The organism is Flavobacterium sp. LC2016-23 (assembly GCF_009674775.1).
GTDB lineage: Bacteria > Bacteroidota > Bacteroidia > Flavobacteriales > Flavobacteriaceae > Flavobacterium.
In genome coordinates this window covers 141,071-157,109 of the sequence record NZ_WKKE01000013.1, presented here as the reverse complement: position 1 = coordinate 157,109, position 16,039 = coordinate 141,071, and the positions used below count along the sequence as shown (strand labels likewise).

The 16,039-nt window shown below is 37.0% G+C and carries 14 protein-coding genes; 9 read left to right on the top strand and 5 right to left on the bottom strand.

The window, feature by feature from the left end; all coding sequences use genetic code 11:
• The first annotated feature begins 189 nt into the window (after positions 1 to 189).
• The 8 genes from GJU43_RS12935 to GJU43_RS12900 all read left to right on the top strand — a co-directional run bounded on the left by GJU43_RS12935 (position 190) and on the right by GJU43_RS12900 (position 7,095).
• Positions 190 to 570 carry a helix-turn-helix domain-containing protein gene (locus GJU43_RS12935; protein WP_132035626.1) on the top strand — a complete coding sequence of 127 codons (381 nt, stop codon included), beginning with the start codon at positions 190 to 192 and terminating at the stop codon, positions 568 to 570.
• Positions 571 to 1,021: 451 nt separating this feature from the next.
• Positions 1,022 to 1,918 carry a DMT family transporter gene (locus GJU43_RS12930; RefSeq protein ID WP_154341166.1) on the top strand — a complete coding sequence of 299 codons (897 nt, stop codon included), beginning with the start codon at positions 1,022 to 1,024 and terminating at the stop codon, positions 1,916 to 1,918.
• Between the two features lie 85 nt (positions 1,919 to 2,003).
• The gene (locus GJU43_RS12925; RefSeq protein WP_154341165.1) at positions 2,004 to 2,360 is read left to right on the top strand and encodes a DoxX family membrane protein; all 357 of its coding nucleotides are present in this window, start codon (positions 2,004 to 2,006) and stop codon (positions 2,358 to 2,360) included.
• 30 nt (positions 2,361 to 2,390) lie between these two features.
• Positions 2,391 to 3,128: an aquaporin Z gene (gene aqpZ, locus GJU43_RS12920; RefSeq protein ID WP_154341164.1), complete on the top strand. Its 738-nt coding sequence runs from the start codon at positions 2,391 to 2,393 to the stop codon at positions 3,126 to 3,128.
• 345 nt (positions 3,129 to 3,473) lie between these two features.
• Positions 3,474 to 3,713, top strand: coding sequence for a GlsB/YeaQ/YmgE family stress response membrane protein (locus GJU43_RS12915; protein ID WP_154341163.1), 240 nt, complete (start codon positions 3,474 to 3,476; stop codon positions 3,711 to 3,713).
• A gap of 187 nt (positions 3,714 to 3,900) precedes the next feature.
• Positions 3,901 to 4,728, top strand: a complete 828-nt coding sequence (locus GJU43_RS12910; protein WP_154341162.1) for a sterol desaturase family protein — start codon at positions 3,901 to 3,903, stop codon at positions 4,726 to 4,728.
• A gap of 122 nt (positions 4,729 to 4,850) precedes the next feature.
• Entirely contained in the window at positions 4,851 to 5,129 is a 279-nt protein-coding gene (locus tag GJU43_RS12905; RefSeq protein WP_132035643.1) for a DUF2805 domain-containing protein, read from the top strand.
• 109 nt (positions 5,130 to 5,238) lie between these two features.
• Positions 5,239 to 7,095: a peptidase M61 gene (locus tag GJU43_RS12900; RefSeq protein ID WP_154341161.1), complete on the top strand. Its 1,857-nt coding sequence runs from the start codon at positions 5,239 to 5,241 to the stop codon at positions 7,093 to 7,095.
• A gap of 164 nt (positions 7,096 to 7,259) precedes the next feature.
• On the opposite strand, the gene GJU43_RS12895 is transcribed toward GJU43_RS12900, so the two are convergent.
• Both GJU43_RS12895 and GJU43_RS12890 read right to left on the bottom strand, forming a co-directional pair.
• Positions 7,260 to 7,703 carry a hypothetical protein gene (locus tag GJU43_RS12895; protein WP_127337022.1) on the bottom strand — a complete coding sequence of 148 codons (444 nt, stop codon included), beginning with the start codon at positions 7,701 to 7,703 and terminating at the stop codon, positions 7,260 to 7,262.
• A 276-nt stretch (positions 7,704 to 7,979) separates the two neighbouring features.
• On the bottom strand, positions 7,980 to 10,265 hold the full coding sequence (locus GJU43_RS12890; RefSeq protein WP_370455618.1) for a GH92 family glycosyl hydrolase: 2,286 nt from the start codon (positions 10,263 to 10,265) through the stop codon (positions 7,980 to 7,982).
• Positions 10,266 to 10,482: 217 nt separating this feature from the next.
• On the opposite strand from GJU43_RS12890, the gene GJU43_RS12885 reads away from it, so the two are divergent.
• The gene (locus GJU43_RS12885; RefSeq protein WP_154341186.1) at positions 10,483 to 11,103 is read left to right on the top strand and encodes a M949_RS01915 family surface polysaccharide biosynthesis protein; all 621 of its coding nucleotides are present in this window, start codon (positions 10,483 to 10,485) and stop codon (positions 11,101 to 11,103) included.
• A 225-nt stretch (positions 11,104 to 11,328) separates the two neighbouring features.
• On the opposite strand, the gene GJU43_RS12880 is transcribed toward GJU43_RS12885, so the two are convergent.
• The 3 genes from GJU43_RS12880 to GJU43_RS12870 all read right to left on the bottom strand — a co-directional run bounded on the left by GJU43_RS12880 (position 11,329) and on the right by GJU43_RS12870 (position 15,685).
• A complete protein-coding gene (locus GJU43_RS12880) occupies positions 11,329 to 11,685 on the bottom strand; it encodes a hypothetical protein (RefSeq protein ID WP_127337018.1) in 357 nt (118 codons plus the stop codon).
• Positions 11,686 to 12,043: 358 nt separating this feature from the next.
• Complete coding sequence (locus GJU43_RS12875; RefSeq protein WP_154341159.1) at positions 12,044 to 13,222, bottom strand: AIR synthase related protein; 1,179 nt, start codon at positions 13,220 to 13,222, stop codon at positions 12,044 to 12,046.
• A 273-nt stretch (positions 13,223 to 13,495) separates the two neighbouring features.
• Complete coding sequence (locus tag GJU43_RS12870) at positions 13,496 to 15,685, bottom strand: glutamine synthetase III (RefSeq protein WP_154341158.1); 2,190 nt, start codon at positions 15,683 to 15,685, stop codon at positions 13,496 to 13,498.
• Positions 15,686 to 16,039 lie beyond the last annotated feature (354 nt).

The following is a 16,039-nucleotide window of genomic DNA, read 5'->3' as shown; positions in this document are numbered from 1 at the left end:
TATTGCTGTCTTTGTTGTTTTATAGTTTAATTTTTTTTATCTAAAAATATAAGAAAAATCGTATTTTATTTATACCTTGCCCTCGCAAAGCAAAAGTCGTAACGAGTCAATTTTTAAGCCGTATACAACAGCAAATTTGTTTTTTTACCTAACTTGTATTTTTTTATTCATAATTATTATCTTTGAACTATGAGCACAGCAACAAAACCAAATCATATCGGCCGAAAAATCAGCCGTATTCGCGAACTGAAAGACATGAAACAGGAAGCATTAGCGCAGGCTTTAGGAACCAATCAGCAGGCTGTTTCTATTTTGGAAAACAGCGAAACAGTTGATGAAGAAAAGTTGATTGAAGTGGCAAAAGCTTTGGGTGTAAGTGTAGAAGCAATTAAAAACTTTTCGGAAGAAGGAGTGTTTAATTATTTTAATACTTTCAATAAGAGTCATGGTTACTTTGGTAATTATTGCACTTTCAATCCCCTTGATAAGGTCATTGAACTTTACGAACGTTTGGTTCAGGCGGAAAAAGATAAAAATGAATATTTAGAAAAAATTTTAAAGGATAAATAGGCCTTTATAAAAATGATACAGCATTCGTAAATAGACTTCTTTGAAGTCTATTTTTTTTTTTTTACGCAAGGCTTGTCATTTCGACCGAAGGGAGAAATCACACAAGAAACTCCATCCCTAAAAGCCGCCAATCTTTGTCGAATTACGTATGTGATTTCTCCCTTCGGTCGAAATGACAATGTTGCGCAAGGAAAATCACAAAAAAAAATTCCATCCTCACAACCACAAAGCTTTGCGAACTTCTCCCCATTTACCAAACATCATGCATTAATTTACCTTGCGTTCCTTGCGGTTAAAAACAAACAGCCATTTCCTGCCAAATCAATAATTTCAACCTCAAATCACACCTTCACATTATCACTATAATAAGGTTTTTACAGATTTTATACTAAATCCCAAACAAAATACCTTACCTTTGCCGGCTTGAATTTTTAAAACCAAAAGAGTTAGGATGTCACAAAATAATGTATTAAAAGGAGTATTTTTTGTTGCTTTAGGAGCTACAACTTACGGAATGTTAGCCACTTTTGTAAAAATGGCGTATTCAGAAGGATATACAACTGCCGAAGTAACAAGCTCTCAATTTGTACTAGGAATCATTGGTATTTTACTGATTAATACCTTTCAGAAAATAAAACACAAAGACAAGGTCGTAAAAGCGACTCCCAAAAATATATTCAGCCTTATGCTCGCGGGTACTTCACTAGGAATGACGAGTTTATTCTATTATTTAGCCGTAAAATTTATTCCCGTTTCAATTGGTATTGTGTTACTAATGCAGACCGTCTGGATGGGCGTTTTACTGGAAATGATTTTAGAAAAAAAATTACCTTCTAAACAAAAGGTTTTCGCGGTATGTATTGTACTGATCGGAACTGTTCTGGCTACCAACATTATCCATAACGATATTGCGCTGGACTGGAGAGGCCTTGCATGGGGAATTATGGCGGCAGCTTCTTTTACCACCACCATGTTTACCGCCAATCGTGTTGCCACCGAAATTTCATCGGCACAACGCAGCTTGTACATGCTTTTGGGCGGGGCAGTAATTGTATTTACATTTGCTTTTTTCACTCAGGTGACTCCCTTTAATCTTGCTATTTTCCTAAAATGGGGAATTGTATTATCCCTATTCGGAACTATCATACCACCAATGCTGATGAATATTGGTTTTCCGCTCACCGGAATTGGCCTGGGAAGCATAGTTTCAGCATTGGAACTTCCTGTTTCGGTAATGATGGCTTATGTGTTACTGGATGAAAAAGTAATCTTTCTACAATGGGTTGGTATTCTGCTAATCATTCTGGCCATCATTATAATGAACGTAAATTTTAAGCGTAAAAATTAACGTATATTGTATAGTTCTAAAAAAACGAACTTAATAATACAATATTTGTTAATTTTTTTATAAATTCGTGATAAACTATACTATCATGAATTTACCGTGGCATTTATATGTAATGGCTTTTCTTTATATAATCGCCGGAATCAATCATTTTAAAAATCCGGGAATGTACATTAGGATCATTCCTCCCTTTTTTCCAAATCCCAAGTTATTAAATCTTTTAAGCGGAGTTGCCGAAATTATTCTGGGCATACTGCTGACGATTCCTTTTTTTACAACTTATGCCGCCTGGGGAATTATAGCTTTGTTAATTGCTGTTTTTCCTGCTAACCTGTATATGTTTCAAAAGAAGAAAGGAAGTTATTCTATCGTAAAATTTATTTTATTAATACGTTTGCCCTTACAGATTGTATTGATTTTATGGGCATACCAATACACCCGTTAACAATCAACTATTAATTAAAATTATTTTATTATGAAAAAATTATTTGCCGAGTTCTTCGGAACGTACTGGCTGGTTTTTGGAGGTTGTGGAAGCGCTATTTTTGCGGCCGGATTTCCTGAATTAGGTATTGGATTTGCAGGTGTTGCACTTGCATTTGGACTGACCGTACTGGCAATGGCTTATGCAGTCGGACACATCTCAGGCGGGCATTTTAATCCTGCTGTTTCTTTAGGGCTTTGGGCCGGGGGTAAATTTCCAGCCAAAGATCTTATTCCTTACATCATAGCGCAATGTGTGGGAGCCATAGCAGCTGCAGGTACACTATATACGATCGCATCCGGAAAAGCCGGTTTTGCCATTGATAGTACCAAAGCGGGGGCTTTTGCCTCAAACGGATTCGGCGCATTTTCTCCTGATGGATATTCTTTACAAGCTGCTTTTATAGCCGAATTTGTACTGACTTTATTTTTCATCCTTATAATCATGGGCGCTACAGACAAATTTGCCAACAGTAATTTTTGCGGAATTGTGATAGGCCTTACGCTAACTGTTATTCACTTAATCAGTATACCCATTACCAATACCTCTGTAAATCCTGCAAGATCGCTTTCTCAGGCTCTTTTTGTAGGCGGCGGCCCCTTATCTCAGGTTTGGCTGTTCTGGGTCGCTCCTATTCTGGGCGCTGTTTTAGGCGGATTTATCTATAAAAATCTGTTACAAAATCATTCTGAAGAATCACAAATAAACAAATCAATTATTAACCCTTAAAACATAAACTATGGAGTTTTATTTCTTACTTATCGAAGCAATCTCAGGCGGCGGTTTCGGGCCTTCCTGGTAATATCGCTGTTGGTATCATTGGCGGAGGCGCATGGAATTACAAAAGAATTCCGAAGAAGCACAAATAAACAAATCTAATATTACATAACCCTTAAAATATAAACTATGGAGTTTTATTTCTTACTTATCGAAGCAATCTCAGGTGGCGGTTTCGGGCCTTCCTGGTAATATCGCTGTGGGTATCATTGGCGGAAGCACATGAAATTACAAAAGCTTTCCGAAGAATCACAAATCAGCAAATCAACTATTACATAACCCTTAAAACAATAAACTATGGCGTTTTTATATTTCTTACTTATCGGAGCAATTTCAGGCTGGCTAGCCGGTCAATTATGGAAAGGGGGCGGTTTTGGCCTTCTGGGTAATATCGTCGTAGGTATTATTGGCGGAATCTTCGGTGGATGGCTGGCTCCTAAACTGGGAATTGGCGGAGGCGGATTGCTTTGGCAAATTGTTATAGCCGCCGGAGGTGCATGGATTTTGTTGTTTCTTATTAGCCTGATCAAAAGATAATACTAAAAACAGATTACAATACCCTATTTTTTATAGATACAAGAGAAAAGTGAAATTCTATTTTCGCTTTTCTCTTTTTTTTCACATTAAAAAGAGATAAACAACTCTTAAACAATTACATATCTGCTAAAATTAATAGCTTTATTTCATTAAATTAATTAAATTTGACTGAATACACGATACTATTATGAATGAAATCATTGCCTATTTTAGTACGATTCCTTCATCACACAGAAGTTTAATTCTGGTGGGCGGAATCACTGTTTTTTGGTTGATTGAAAATACCTTTCCGCTATTCCGGATGAAATACAAAAAGTGGAATCATGCAGGTATTAATTTCTTTTTCACCTTTACGACCATTATTGTCAATTTTATACTGGCTTTTATTTTAATTAAAACAGCTTACTGGACCACTCAGAATCATTTCGGCATTTTAAACTGGCTGCCCGAAATCCCTGTTTGGCTGTATACAATTATAGGATTGTTGCTCTTAGACTTAATTGGCGCTTATCTGGCCCATTTTACGCAACACAAAGTGAAAGTTTTATGGCGTTTTCATCTTATTCACCATACCGATACCTGGATTGATACCACAACGGCCAACAGGCATCATCCCGGCGAAAGCGTGATTCGTTTTATATTTACTGCTTTTGGAGTCTTATTAGTGGGAAGCCCAATGTGGATGGTGTTTTTGTACCAGTCACTTTCAGTAGTAGCGTCACAGTTTAATCATGCCAATATTTCGATGCCCGAAAAGCTCGATACCGTTTTGAGCTATTTTATCGTTTCGCCTAATATGCATAAGGTACACCATCATTATGTTTTGCCTTATACAGACAGTAATTATGGGAATATCTTTTCGGTCTGGGACCGTCTTTTCGGAACTTTTACCACCTTACCAAAAGAAAATTTAATCTATGGTGTAGACACTCATATGCTGCCTGATGAAAATAACAGATTGAAAAATTTACTCAATATTCCCTTTCAAAAATACAAATCTGCAAAAAACAACTAAAAATCATAAAAAAAGTATCACAGATTGAACCAAGTAATTATTTTTTTTATTAATATTGATATATAAATTGAAAATCAATCTACTAATCATTAACCCCCTATTTTTGAATTAATTTTCACGTGATGAAAAAGAGTAACCGCAAAGAATTGAATTGGGAACAAACGGAAAAACTTGTTTCGTTAGCCTTGGAAGAAAAAAATCCATTTGAAATTATAAAAAAAGAATTTGGATTGGCAGAAAAAGAAGTACTGGAAATCTTGAAGAAGAAGATGCCTCTTGAAAAATTTGAGATGTGGAAAAAGAAGGCTTTAGCAACTAAACCAAAACCAAAACCCGTTAAAATAGATGATTTTGATGAAGATTTGGATGGCAAATATTATATAAAGAACAAACTAGACTAAAAAAAGCTCCTGAAATTCAGGAGTTTTTTTTTTATTTTTATAAGTTTTATAACAATTCTGTAACAATTTTACGTTTTGTAAGTCAAACACAATAACTAAACTCAAGCAAATGAAAAAAATAATTTACACGTTAGCGCTCGCAGTAACATTGTGGAGTTGTAAAACCGGTTCTGCCGGAGCTGCCAAAAAGAATACTGTAGACGTTAACATCAATCTTACTGATGTAAAAGACGATAAAGTTCTGGTAACCGTAACAGCACCGGAAATCAAAACAGATGAAGTAATTTACAGCATTCCAAAAACAGTACCCGGAACCTACTCTACCGACAATTACGGTAAATATTCAGGCGATTTTAAAGCCTATGATGCCAAAGGAACTGAATTGGCAGTAAAAAGAATTGACGATAATTCATGGTCGATTTCAAATGCAAAAACATTACAAAAAGTAACGTACCTGGTTGGCGATACTTTTGACACTGAAAAAGGAACCGGATTTGGTAATGATGACGTTTTCTCGCCTGCAGGAACCAACATTAACGCAGGAGTTAACTTCATGGTCAATACACACGGTTTTGTAGGTTATTTTCAGGACAAATTAAATATTCCTTATAAAGTGACCATTACGCATCCTGAAACACTTTGGGGAGCAACTTCCATGACAGATGAAGATGCAAGCAAAACCAGCGATGTTTTTACAACACCTCGTTATGCTGTTTTGGTTGAAAATCCAATTATGTATTCTAAACCGGATTACACTACTTTTAATGTAAACGGAATGGATATTTTGATTGCGGTTTATTCTCCAACAGGAAAATTTACGGCAGAAAGTATCACTCCGGAAATGAAAACAATGATGACGGCTCAGAAAAACTTTTTAGGAAAGGTAAACTCGACTAAAAAATATACTGTTTTGTTGTATTTGTCAAGCATGGCCAAAGACGATGCGCACGGTTTCGGAGCTTTGGAACACCCAACAGCTACAACGGTTGTTTTACCGGAATCTATGCCAAAAGAAAAACTGGTAGAATCTATGAAAGATGTCGTTTCACACGAGTTCTTCCATATTGTGACACCGTTGACCGTTCACTCGAAAGAAATTCAGTATTTCGATTACAACGCACCAAAAATGTCAGAACATTTATGGATGTACGAAGGGGTAACCGAATATTTTGCCAATCTTTTCCAGATCAATCAGGGATTAATTAACGAAGCTGAATTTTATACGCGTATTGCAGATAAAATCCAACAGTCAAAAAGCCTGAACGATACGATGTCGTTTACGGTAATGAGTGCCAATGTTTTAGAGCAGCCTTACAAAGACCAATACTTAAATGTATATCAAAAAGGAGCTTTAATTGGTATGTGCATCGATATTATCATCAGAGAAAAAAGCAACGGAGAAAGAGGAATTCTTGACTTAATGCACAAATTATCGAATGAATATGGTATCGAAAAACCATTCAATGACAATGAGCTTTTTGCTAAAATCACAGAATTGACGTATCCTGAAGTGGGTGAATTTTTGAAAACCTATGTACAGGGAACCACTCCAATTCCTTATGAAGTTTATTTGGCTAAAGTAGGGGTAACAAAAACAATGGAGAAAAAAGCAGGGCCTGTTTTCTTAAAAGGACAAACGCCTTATATTAGTATTGACAAACAAACCAAAGAAATTGTAGTTCGTGCTGATATTGAACAAAATGATTTCTTTAAGAATTTAAACTTAAAAGGTGGTGACATCATTGTTTCTATAAACAATAAACCATACTCGGTAACAAACATCTATGATTTAATCACCGAAAGTGAAAACTGGAAAGAAAACGATCCGATCACCCTGGAAATTAAGCGCGGTGGTGCAGCGCAAACTATAAAAGGAACCGTAAAATTACCATCTGAAGAAACAGAAACTTTTAAAGCTACAGATGCTTCAAAAGACAAACTTAGAAATGCATGGTTGAAAGGGTAATCTTTTAATCTTACACATAAAAAAACCGACAAGTGATTGTCGGTTTTTTTTGTGTCTAAGATTTCTTGTCATTTCGACGAAGGAGAAATCACATCAAGTTGATCACGTTACGTTATTCCCGCTATGTGATTTCTCCTTCGTCGAAATGACACAAATGAGAATAATTATTTCTTAACCGGAAACTTCCAGTCAAATTCATCTTTATCATTGATTATCGCTCCGATTTCAAACTTAACTACTTCATCAAATTCGGTCTGAAGAATAAACCAATTGTCTTCGTTGAAATAGTTTTCAAACGTATCAAAAGTCTCCTGATTGTATTTCGTGATTCCTTTTGTTGCCAGGTCTTTCTTTACATCCGCAATTTTTCTTCCGATCAGTTTGTATCCAAAAACTTCCAGATCATTGCTGGAAGCGACCAAATACCCTAATTTCAATTCTTCTTCCTGATAAAAAGTCAGTCTGATTTTTTGGGCATTGTATACGAAAATCACATTATCATCTTCGTCTGTATAATTTTTATCCGGTTTTCCCAAAGCAGCTGTTACATCATTTTGCTTCATTCCGAAAAGCAATTTATCAATTCCCGATTTTAGATTTATTTTCATATGGATTGTCATTTATTTGAAGTGCAAATTTCGTGAAGTTTTTGGAAACTCTGTTATGTTTACTCTTTTTGTTTGCCACTAATTACACAAATTCCCTCGAATTTTATCAGGCTAAGCGAAGTCGAAGCCCTACCTTTTTCAAAAGCCTTCGACTTCGCTCAGGGTGACATCAAGCTCAGCGAAGTTCAATTACCGTGTCAGGCTGAGCAGAATCGAAGCTTTGGCATCCAGAAACCTGACAGGTTTTTAAAACCTGTCAGGTTTAGCTGTCGGAACCTAATAATTCTTCTTATTCGGCTTAGCGCTCATATAAAAAGTGATTTTACCACCATTTAATACATCCGAATGTTTCAGGAAAGGTTTGTCTAAATGTTTTCCGTTTAAAAGAACTTTACTCACAAACACATTTTTATCCGATTGATTTACCGTTTCCACTTCAAAGTTTTTGCCGTTCTCTAAGTTAAAGACCGCATTTTTCACCAATGGACTTCCCAAAGCATAGTCGTCAGAGCCCGGAGCTACGGGATAAAAACCTAAACTGCTGAAAATATACCAGGCACTCATTTGTCCGAAATCGTCATTACCACCTAAACCGTCGGCTCCGTTTCGGTACATTTTCTTCAGGATCATTCTGATTTTATCCTGTGCCTTCCAGGGCGAATTGGTCCAGTTGTATAAGTAGACCACATGATGTGAAGGCTCATTGCCATGAACGTAGTTTCCAATAATTCCGTCTCTGGTAATATCCTCAGTATTTTCGAAATATTTGTCCGGAAGATGCATATTGAACAAAGAGTCCAGTCGTACATTGAATTTATCATTTCCACCCATCATTTTGATCATTTCTGCAGGATCCTGCGGCACATACAAGCTGTAATTCCATGAATTACCTTCAATAAAACCCTGTCCGTGTGTGTCTAACGGGTCAAATTCTTTCTTGAACGTTCCGTCGTTTAATTTCGGACGCATGAAACCAGTTTTGGCATCATACACGTTTTTATAGTTTTTAGATCTTTCGATAAATTCGTTATAAATATCTGTTTTCCCTAGTTTTTTGGCCGCCTGAGCAATCGCCCAGTCATCATAAGCATATTCTAAGGTTTTAGAAACCGATGCCCCGTTTTTATCTTCCGGAACATAGCCCATTTTCATATAATAGTCCAGACCATCGTAATAAGGAACCTTGGCGGTATTCACACACGCCTGAAGCGCTTTTTCCCTGTCAAAATTTCCATTTCCTTTTACAATCGCATCGGCAACTACAGAAACGGAATGATATCCGATCATACACCAGTTTTCATTGGCATAGTGTGACCAGATCGGCAGCATTTTATGTACACTCTGATCCGAATGCGCCAGCATCGAACTAATCATATCTGAATTTCGGCTCGGCTGCACAATATTAAATAAAGGATGCAAAGCCCTGTAGGTATCCCATAAGGAATAACTGGTGTAGTTTTTAAAGTTTTCGGCTTTGTGCACATTCATATCCAGACCTTTATAATTACCATCGAGATCCATATATTCAGTTGGACCTAAAAAGGCGTGATACATGGCCGTATAAAAGTTCACCAGGTCTTCTTTCTGAAGGGTTTCGATTTGGATTTTATTCAGCTCCTTATTCCAGACTTCCTGACTTTGTTTGGTAACGCGTTCAAAATCCCAGTCCGGAATTTCTTTTTTCATGTTTTCAAGCGCTCCGGCAGAACTTACAGGCGATAAAGCCATTTTTATTTTGATCTTCTCCCCTTCCTTTGTATCAAAGTCGAAGAACAATTTCAGGTTTTGACCTGCCATTTCCGGAAAGTTTTTGGTTTGGTCAAATCTTCCCCAAAAGCCTCTGTAAACACTTTTTTCTAAAGCGGCCTGTCCGTAACTTTTAATGGGTTTACTGAAAGACATGGCAAAATAAACGGTTCTGGTTCTCGCCCAGCCGTTGGTCTGACGGTATCCGGTAATTAAAGTATCGTTTTCTACGCGAACAAAGGTCCAGACATTCTTTTTATCATAGTTATAAATCCCCGAAGTTAAATCCAGGATAATATGGGCTTCATCTGACTTCGGAAAAGTGTATTGATGCATGCCCACGCGTGTTGTAGCTGTCAGTTCTGCTTTGATGTTGTGATCTTCTAGCAGAACACTATAATACGCCGGTGCTGCTTTTTCTGTGGTGTGAGAAAATGCGGAACGATATCCGGATAGCGGTTTTGCTGCGGTTCCGGGGTTCAGTTGTAATTTTCCGGTGGTTGGCATAATTAAAAAATCACCCAGATCGGAGTGTCCTGTCCCGCTAAAATGCGTGTGACTAAAACCGACGATGGTTTTGTCTTCATATTGATAACCGGCACAATATTTATAAACCTCACCATTGTATTTGCCGTTTAAGCCGTATGCAATGGTATCGGTTTCGGGGCTTAATTGTACACTTCCAAACGGAACAGTTGCTCCGGGATATGTATGGCCCATTTTGGCCGTACCAATCATCGGATCAACGTACTGAATTAAATCTTTAAGTGTATTTGCTTTTTTCTGCGCGTGGATTGTAGTCAGACTACCAAACATTACTATTAATGATCCGAAAAGGAAACTTTTACTGTTCACTATATTCATTATTTTATTTTAAATTTAAATTTAATAAAATCAATATCTTACTAAAACGATTTAATACAATCTTCAGGTTTGAAAATTACAATAAATTATGGCTTTTAAAAAATATAAATACGCTTCAATCTCTATTCCTTTTGAATATCTTTGGTATGTTAACAAGACCATTCCATTCATGAAAAATTATATTTTAGTGCTGTTTCTTTCTTTTTCGACCTTCAGTTTTGCGCAAAAAACAGACCGTGTCATATTAGATAAAGAGCAGATCATCCAGAGAGAACTTAATGGATTAAGTGATTTTCCTATTTACCGAGCCTACGAGTTTCAGGACAAAAGCGGCGTTTGTGAATTGGTTTTATGCGAAAACAGAAAGGTTATTTCTAAAAAAGATACTTTAAACACTAAAATTCAGGCTATTTGTGCGATGAACGACCATGGCGGTTTTCGGGAGCGATGGACGATTAACGATTTAGTGGATAACGAAGAAGCAGAAACAAACATTTGGTTCTGGACGAAATACTGTTCTGTTAAAGATCTGGACGGGGACGGTCACATTGATCCTGTGATTGTTTATGGAACAAGAGATGAAAATGAGTACATCAAACGCGTTAAAATCATTACGGTTTACAAAGACAAAAAATACGCCATAAGAGCGGTAGAATCTGATTTCGATTACGGCAGAAGTTTTAAAAAGGATGCCAATTGGAAATTACTACCTCAGAAAATACAAATCGCTATTACTAAATTGGTGGAGAAAATAAGAAAAGAGCAGGATTTACTTTTGAAAGACGGGTAAAATAAATTCCAAATTTTAAATTCCAAATTCCAAACTGGGCGGTGACAAAAATGACTTGCAATGGGAATGCATTAATTACCTTACCATTTTGAAATTAAAATTTGATATTAACGTGTATTTTTTGTGATGCTCTGTGCAGCTCTTTGTGTGACTTTGTGTAAAAAACTATTTCACAGAGATCCACAAAGTTTTTCACAGAGATTCACGAAGTTTCGCAAAGTTTAATTATTCACTCATTTCATCATAGCGCTCCGGCACCTGCGGATCGTACAGCGGGCATTTGAATTCTTCCATCAGGCTCACCAACTGGTTCATCGTTTTGCCTTCGGTTCCGTAGCAGTCGATTCTTACGCTTTGTGGCGTTGTTATAACCTGAAAAGCGCCTTTGCCGGCGGTATTTTTCCAGCTGTTATCATCTACTTTTTCCCATTGCGAAAATACCGATCGGATTCGGTTCATAATCACATCAACCGGAAGCTTTTCAAGGCCTTCTACTTCCTGTTCTTCCACAAGGGCTTCGTACACTTCGTGATGATTCAGGTAAATTTCGTCTAAATATTTCCAAAAAAGTAATTCGTACATATGCTTGTTTTTTTTACCATATTAGTGATTATAAGATAATATAAGCCATTGGGATTCTAAACGAAGCTTACGTTCTTGTAAATTAAGAATGGGCTTCGACTTCGCTCAGCCTGACAACATTGAATTCGTTTAGCCTGACTTTGACTTCGCTCAGCCTGACAATTGAATTAAACTTCCATCACGCCTACATTTCCCAACGAGCCTAATTCTTAAATGAACTTATATTACTTATATGGTGAAATAAATTAATATTTAAATATTTCGATTCGCTCGTAATAGTTAGACGCATTGCTGTTCGCCTCTACAGCGATTAACCTTTGCCCCTTTGAACCTTTGCTCCTTTGAACCTCCAAAAAAACTAATATTCAAATGTTCCGTATTCGCTGGTAATGGTAAGCTTTTTAGTATCAGCAGCTTCTACCCTGCCCACGATTTGCGCCTCAACATTAAATGATTTTGAAATTGCAATAATATCCTGAGCAATATTTTCAGGTACATAAATTTCCATACGGTGACCGCAATTGAAAACCTGATACATTTCTTTCCAGTCTGTTTTGGACTGCTCCTGAATCAGTTTGAATAAAGGCGGAACCGGAAATAAATTGTCTTTTATAATGTGTAAATTCTGAACGAAATGCAAAATCTTAGTCTGTGCCCCGCCACTGCAGTGCACCATTCCGTGAATTTCGTTTGGAGTATAGGTATCTAAAATTTTCTTGATAATCGGTGCATAGGTTCTGGTTGGGGATAGTACGAGCTGACCTGCGTTTATTGGGCTGTTTTCTACAGCATCGGTTAAATTTACCTGACCTGAATAGATTAATTCTTCGGGTACCAGCGCATCGTAACTTTCCGGATATTTTGCAGCTAAATATTTTCCGAAAACATCATGGCGGGCAGATGTTAAACCGTTGCTTCCCATTCCGCCGTTATAGCTTTTTTCGTAAGTCGCCTGACCGAAAGAGGCCAAACCAACAATAACATCACCGGCTTTGATATTGGCATTATCCACTACATCGCTACGCTTCATGCGGGCTGTTACGGTAGAATCTACAATTATGGTACGAACCACATCTCCAACGTCGGCAGTTTCTCCACCTGTGGAATGAATGGTTACGCCAAAAGATTTTAACTCATTGATTAATTCCTCTGTTCCGTTAATGATCGCAGAAATCACCTCGGCAGGAATCAGGTTTTTATTTCTTCCTATTGTAGAAGAAAGCAGAATATTATCGGTAGCGCCAACACATAATAAATCATCAATATTCATGATTAAAGCATCCTGGGCAATTCCTTTCCAAACTGAAATATCACCGGTTTCCTTCCAGTACATATAGGCCAGAGACGATTTTGTTCCTGCTCCGTCTGCGTGCATAATCAGACAGTGTTCTGAATCCTGAGTTAAATAATCCGGGACAATTTTACAGAATGCCTGCGGGAATAAACCTTTATCGATATTTTTTATGGCGTTATGTACGTCTTCTTTTGATGCCGAAACACCTCTTTGTGCGTACCTTTTGCTAGAATCTGAACTCATGAAAATTAGTTTGTGTTGATGTGGTGCAAAGATAATCCCTTTTTTTAATTCTTTGAATGATTCGTAAGTGGATTGTAAAAAGTTTTGCCACGAATTACACGATTTTTCACTAATTTTTTTCTTTTGAAAAACAAAAATCATCCTTAGCGGATGATTTTTGAATGTTTAAACTTTTTAGAATTGTTTAAAAAAGACACTTTACTTTAGATCGCACTATTTACAAAACAAAAAAACAGGTTCTTGAAAATTCGTGCAATTAGTGGCTAAAAAAAACTATTTCGTAAACAACAATTCTCTGTATTTGGTTAAGGTCCAGCTTTCGTCATCGACCAATAATTCTAATTTATCGCAATGATTACGGATATCTTCAAAATACGGTTTTACTTTATTGCAATACGTCTCTGCCATTTTTTGGGCATCTGTAAGCTGATTGGCTGTTTTTCTTTCATTTGTCATGGCCAAAACTTTAGAATTGATTCCTTCAATGTGACCTGAAATTTCTTTTATCAGAACAATTTGCTCTTTTGCAATCGTTTCAAACTCTTTTCCGAAGATTTCTTTTAAGCCTTTTACGTTTTCAATTAAAGTATTCTGGTAACGGATTGCAGTCGGAATAACATGATTTCTCGCAATGTCGCCTAAAACTCGACCTTCAATCTGGATTTTCTTGGTGTATTCTTCCAGTTCAATTTCGTAGCGGGCTTCCGCTTCAACATGGTTTAAAATTCCCAACTCGCCAAATAAGTCCAAGGCTTGTTTTGAAACTTTAGCTTTAATCGCTTCCGGGGTGGTTTTAAAATTACTTAAACCTCTTTTTGCGGCTTCTTTTTCCCAGGCATCGCTGTAACCATCACCTTCGAAAAGTATTTTTTTAGACTGTTTGATGTATTCTCTTAAAACATTAAAGATGGCATCATCTTTTTTCATGTCTTTCGAATCAATCAAATGGTCTACTTCTGTTTTGAAATCTTTCAGTTGTTTGGCTACGATAGCATTCAGCGTAGTCATCGCGTTCGAACAGTTGGCATTAGAACCCACAGCCCTGAACTCAAATTTATTTCCGGTAAAAGCAAAAGGTGATGTTCTGTTTCTATCGGTATTATCCAGAAGAACATCCGGAATTTTACCCACTACATTCAGTTTCAAATCTGTTTTTTCTTCAGGAGATAATTTCCCTGTAGTCACGCTTTCTAACTCTGATAATACTTTTGTCAACTGTGCACCGATAAAAACCGACATAATGGCAGGTGGTGCTTCATTGGCCCCCAACCTATGATCATTACTCGCTGTTGCGATAGAGGCTCTTAGCAATGTTTCGTAATCATTAACGGCTTTGATTGTATTGATAAAGAACGTCAAAAACTGTAAATTACTCATCGGTGTCTTACTCGGACTCAATAAATTGACTCCTGTATCGGTTGCCAGCGACCAGTTGTTGTGTTTTCCGGAACCGTTTACGCCTTTAAAAGGCTTTTCATGAAACAGCACTTTAAAATCATGACGCTCTCCTACTCTTTGCATGACATCCATCAATAAAGAGTTATGATCTACGGCAAGATTGGTCTCTTCAAAAATCGGAGCCAGCTCAAACTGATTCGGTGCTACTTCGTTATGGCGTGTTTTTACCGGGATTCCCAAGAGCATACATTCCTGCTCTAAATCTCTCATATACGTTAAGGCACGGGTTGGAATAGAACCAAAATAATGATCATCCAATTGTTGTCCTTTCGCTGAAGTATGTCCCAGCAGGGTTCTTCCTGTCATAACCAAATCGGGACGGGAATTGGCCAGTGCTTTGTCAATTAGGAAATATTCCTGCTCCCAGCCTAACGTTGCGGTTACTTTTTTTACATTTTTATCAAAATATTTACATACTTCTGTTGCTGCTTCATCCATCGCAGATAAAGCTCTCAACAACGGAATTTTATTGTCTAGTGCTTCTCCGGTATAAGCAATAAATACGGTTGGTATACATAAAGTGGTTCCATAGATAAATGCCGGTGAAGTCGGGTCCCAGGCCGTGTATCCTCTGGCTTCGAAGGTGTTCCTGATTCCCCCGTTCGGAAAACTGGAGGCATCCGGTTCCTGCTGCACCAATTGTGCTCCGCCAAATTTCTCTACAGGATCACTGCCGTCATAAGAAGTTTCAAAAAAAGCATCGTGTTTTTCCGCAGTTGTTCCGGTTAATGGCTGAAACCAGTGGGTGTAATGGGTAACTCCTTTTGCAAGCGCCCACTCCTTCATTCCCATGGCAATATAATCGGCCAGTTTTCTGTCTATTTTAGTTCCGTGCTGAATGGCGTCTCGTACTCCCTTCAAAGCATCTGAAGTTAAATATTGCTTCATTGCTTTTTCATTAAACACATTTGAACCGAAAATATTAGACTTTCTGTCAATTTCTTCAAAATGTACTGGCTTTCTGGTAGAAGCTTCTTTTAAAGCTTGGAAACGTAATGTTGACATGTATATAATTTTAAAATATTTGTACTGGTTTTCACTAAAAAAAAGAGGAACAAATATAAGCAATTAAACCCCCTGTTTAAAACATAAATTATAGATTTTTATGCGAAGATTTTGCAACAGAATAAGCTTTTTACCAAGAATAATGAATTTGATTCGCAGAAATATAACAAATTACATTACTATTCCTGATTAAATAAACAATTTTTCACAATTGATTGGGTACGAAATTCAAAAAACATCATCAATTATTACGAATTTATTTTTTATCGCTGTTAAAAATTGCTTTTTTAAAAATATACCCCTCTCAAAATTGCGCTTATCCAAAAAATTATAGTCAGCTAAACAAAATAGCCC

What these genes read in the sequence shown, in the direction of transcription:
- GJU43_RS12935 (WP_132035626.1), top strand. Translation starts at nt 190, where the DNA reads ATGAGCACAGCAACAAAACCAAATCATATCGGCCGAAAAATCAGCCGT.
- GJU43_RS12930 (WP_154341166.1), top strand. Translation starts at nt 1,022, where the DNA reads ATGTCACAAAATAATGTATTAAAAGGAGTATTTTTTGTTGCTTTAGGA.
- GJU43_RS12925 (WP_154341165.1), top strand. Translation starts at nt 2,004, where the DNA reads ATGAATTTACCGTGGCATTTATATGTAATGGCTTTTCTTTATATAATC.
- aqpZ (WP_154341164.1), top strand. Translation starts at nt 2,391, where the DNA reads ATGAAAAAATTATTTGCCGAGTTCTTCGGAACGTACTGGCTGGTTTTT.
- GJU43_RS12915 (WP_154341163.1), top strand. Translation starts at nt 3,474, where the DNA reads ATGGCGTTTTTATATTTCTTACTTATCGGAGCAATTTCAGGCTGGCTA.
- GJU43_RS12910 (WP_154341162.1), top strand. Translation starts at nt 3,901, where the DNA reads ATGAATGAAATCATTGCCTATTTTAGTACGATTCCTTCATCACACAGA.
- GJU43_RS12905 (WP_132035643.1), top strand. Translation starts at nt 4,851, where the DNA reads ATGAAAAAGAGTAACCGCAAAGAATTGAATTGGGAACAAACGGAAAAA.
- GJU43_RS12900 (WP_154341161.1), top strand. Translation starts at nt 5,239, where the DNA reads ATGAAAAAAATAATTTACACGTTAGCGCTCGCAGTAACATTGTGGAGT.
- GJU43_RS12895 (WP_127337022.1), bottom strand. Translation starts at nt 7,703, where the DNA reads ATGAAAATAAATCTAAAATCGGGAATTGATAAATTGCTTTTCGGAATG.
- GJU43_RS12890 (WP_370455618.1), bottom strand. Translation starts at nt 10,265, where the DNA reads ATGTTTGGTAGTCTGACTACAATCCACGCGCAGAAAAAAGCAAATACA.
- GJU43_RS12885 (WP_154341186.1), top strand. Translation starts at nt 10,483, where the DNA reads ATGAAAAATTATATTTTAGTGCTGTTTCTTTCTTTTTCGACCTTCAGT.
- GJU43_RS12880 (WP_127337018.1), bottom strand. Translation starts at nt 11,685, where the DNA reads ATGTACGAATTACTTTTTTGGAAATATTTAGACGAAATTTACCTGAAT.
- GJU43_RS12875 (WP_154341159.1), bottom strand. Translation starts at nt 13,222, where the DNA reads ATGAGTTCAGATTCTAGCAAAAGGTACGCACAAAGAGGTGTTTCGGCA.
- GJU43_RS12870 (WP_154341158.1), bottom strand. Translation starts at nt 15,685, where the DNA reads ATGTCAACATTACGTTTCCAAGCTTTAAAAGAAGCTTCTACCAGAAAG.